This is a genomic window from Burkholderia sp. E168m23, assembly GCF_016586125.1.
Classification (GTDB): Bacteria; Pseudomonadota; Gammaproteobacteria; order Burkholderiales; family Burkholderiaceae; genus Burkholderia; species Burkholderia orbicola.
Genome location: NZ_BCPP01000897.1, coordinates 1 through 2,923 on the forward strand (window position 1 = coordinate 1; position 2,923 = coordinate 2,923).

The following is a 2,923-nucleotide window of genomic DNA, read 5'->3' on the forward strand; positions in this document are numbered from 1 at the left end:
TGATCGACCGCCTGCTGGAGAAGCAAAAGGAAGGCGTCGTCGACATCAAGTGGGATCACGTGCTCGACGAGGTGACGGGCGAGGAGTCCGGCGTCACGGGCCTGCGCATCAAGAACGTGAAGACCGGCGCGACGGAAGACCTGCTCGTACAGGGCGTGTTCGTCGCGATCGGCCACAAGCCGAACACCGACCTGTTCCAGGGCCAGCTCGAGATGAAGGACGGCTACATCCTGACGAAGAGCGGCCTGCAAGGCAACGCGACGTCGACGAGCGTGCCGGGCGTGTTCGCCGCGGGCGACGTGCAGGACAACGTGTACCGCCAGGCGATCACCAGCGCGGGCACCGGCTGCATGGCCGCACTCGACGCGCAGCGTTACCTCGAAAGCCTGCACGACAAGAAGTAAGCCGGAAGCCTTTTCGCGGCCGGCGCTACAATGGCGTCCGCTGCCGCGAAGCAGGCTCGACCGGAAAGCCGCTGCCGCCGCGCAGCGGCTTTTTTTGTGCCCGCGCGCCCGAACGCGCCTGCCCCGTTACCGAATCATGGCGAAGAACCAGCCCCATCCGAGCGATCCCGCGAAGCGGAAGATCGCTGCCCGTCCCGTGACCCCGGCGCCCGAGGCGCCGCCGCCCGTGCCCGACGCGGCCGCGTTGCGCGGCCAGGGCCTCGCGGGCCTCGGCGCGTTGCGCAAGTCGCTGCAAGGCGAAGCCGATCGTCGCGAACGCGCGCGCATCGAAACCGCGCAGGCCGAGCGCAAGGCGGAAGCCGACGCGAACCTGTTCCGCAACGAAATCGGCACGATCCGGCCGCTGAACGCGCCGCCGCGCGCGTCGTCGGGCCGCATGCCGCCCGACCCGGTGCCGAAACAGACGCAGCGCGACGAGGAAGCCGTGCTGAACGCGACGCTGTCCGACGAATTCGATCCCGAGACGCTGCTCGACAGCGACGACTCGCTGTATTACCACCGCCCCGGCATCAGCCGCGACGTCGTGCGCAAGCTGCGTAGCGGCGCGTGGATCGTGCAGGCGCAGATCGACCTGCACGGCATGCGGCGCGACGAAGCGCGCGATGCGCTCGCCGAATTCATCCGCGAAGCCGGCAAGAAAGGGCTGCGCTGCCTGCGCGTGATTCACGGCAAGGGGCTCGGCTCGATCGGCAAGGAACCGGTGCTGAAGGGCAAGGTGCGCGCGTGGCTCGTGCAGAAGGAAGAAGTGATCGCGTTCTGCGAGGCGCGCGGCCACGACGGCGGCGCGGGCGCGGTGCTCGTGCTGCTGCAGCCGCACGCGGCGCCGGCCGACCGGGGGCCGCGTGCCGCATCCTAGGCTGACGCTCGCGATCGCGATACTGGAGGCGATCGCCACGCTGGCCTTCGCGATTTCGGGGTTCATCGAGGCGCGCAAGAACCGCCTCGACTCGGTCGGCACGTTCGTCGTCGCGCTCGCGACCGCCTTCGGCGGCGGCACGCTGCGCGACATCCTGCTCGAGCGCCGGCCGTTCTACTGGGTCGTGCACGACGACTACGTGATCGCGATCTTCGTGCTCGCGCTGTTCGCGCCGTTCGTGCTGCGGATGCTGTCGCGGCTGTCGGCCGAACGGCTGCTGCTGATCGCCGATGCGATCGGGCTCGGCATCTTCAGCATCTCGGGCACGTCGATCGCGCTCGACGCCGAGATGCCGCGCTTCATCGCGGTGATGATGGGCGTGATCACCGGCGTGGTCGGCGGGATCGTCCGCGACGTGCTGTGCAACGACATCCCGCTGATCCTGCGCGATTCGCGGCCGTACGCGACCTGCGCGTTCGTCGGCTGCTGGTTCTACCTGCTGCTTGTGTGGCTGCAGTTCGACTCGGTGTACAGCGTGCTGCTCGCCACCGGCTTCATCCTCGTCGCGCGGCTCGCGACGTTCAAGTTCGACGTGCGGTTGCCGCATTGACCGGCGCATCCGCGCGCGCGTCAGCCGCATCGCAAAACGAAAAAGGGGCCGTTCATCGAAACGGCCCCTTTGTCTTTCATTCAGCGCAAGCGTCGCGTCACGCGATCCGCTCTTCCGACGCCGGATCGAACAGCACGGCCTTCGACACGTCGAACAGCAGCGACTGCGTCTGCCCCGGCTGCGGGTTCGCGGCCGGATGCACGCGGCTCACGATCCGCTTGCCGTTCACCTGCGCGAACACGTGCGTGTCCGGCCCGGTCGGCTCGGTCACGTCGACGCGCACGTCGATCGGCTGCAGGTTCGACGCCTCGCCGTTGTGCGCGTTGCGTGCGTCGGTGATGCGCTCCGGACGCAGGCCCAGGATCACCTCGCGGCCGACGTGCGACTTCAGCTTCGCCGCGTCGAACGGCAGGATCAGCGCGCTGCGCGCGAGGCCCGTGTCGATCTCGAGCGCGATTCCGCCGCCCTGCTCGACCAGCTTGCCGTTGATGAAGTTCATCGGCGGCGCGCCGATGAAGCCCGCGACGAACAGGTTCGACGGCGAATCGTAGATGTCCTGCGGCGCGCCGAACTGCTGGACCACGCCGTCCTTCATCACCGCGATCCGGTCGCCGAGCGTCATCGCCTCGATCTGGTCGTGCGTCACGTAGACGATCGTCGTGCCGAGACGCTGGTGCAGCAGCTTGATTTCCGCGCGCATCTCGATGCGCAGCTTCGCGTCGAGGTTCGACAGCGGTTCGTCGAACAGGAACAGCGACGGATCGCGTGCGAGCGCGCGGCCCATCGCGACGCGCTGCCGCTGGCCGCCCGACAGCTGGCCCGGCTTGCGGTCGAGCAGGTGCTGGATCTGCAGCATCGCCGACACGCGGTCGACGATCTGCTGCTGCTCGCTCTTCGGCACCTTGCGGATGTTCAGCCCGAACGAGATGTTCTCGCGCACCGTCATCGACGGATACAGCGCGTACGACTGAAACACCATCGCGATGTCGCGAT

At 68.0% G+C, this 2,923-nt stretch carries 4 protein-coding genes; 3 read left to right on the forward strand and 1 reads right to left on the reverse strand.

From position 1 onward, the window contains the following. The 3 genes from JMF90_RS31555 to JMF90_RS31565 all read left to right on the forward strand — a co-directional run. The coding region (locus JMF90_RS31555) for an FAD-dependent oxidoreductase (RefSeq protein WP_201325902.1) at positions 1–404 on the forward strand (404 nt) is incomplete at its 5' end. A gap of 136 nt (positions 405–540) precedes the next feature. After that, on the forward strand, positions 541–1,320 hold the full coding sequence (locus tag JMF90_RS31560) for a Smr/MutS family protein (protein WP_011544830.1): 780 nt from the start codon (positions 541–543) through the stop codon (positions 1,318–1,320). Further along, positions 1,307–1,930, forward strand: a complete 624-nt coding sequence (locus JMF90_RS31565; RefSeq protein WP_011544829.1) for a trimeric intracellular cation channel family protein — start codon at positions 1,307–1,309, stop codon at positions 1,928–1,930. The genes JMF90_RS31560 and JMF90_RS31565 overlap by 14 nt, the downstream gene beginning before the upstream one ends. A 97-nt stretch (positions 1,931–2,027) precedes the next feature. On the opposite strand, the gene JMF90_RS31570 is transcribed toward JMF90_RS31565, so the two are convergent. Continuing rightward, on the reverse strand, positions 2,028–2,923 hold an 896-nt coding region (locus JMF90_RS31570), incomplete at its 5' end, for an ABC transporter ATP-binding protein (RefSeq protein WP_201325903.1).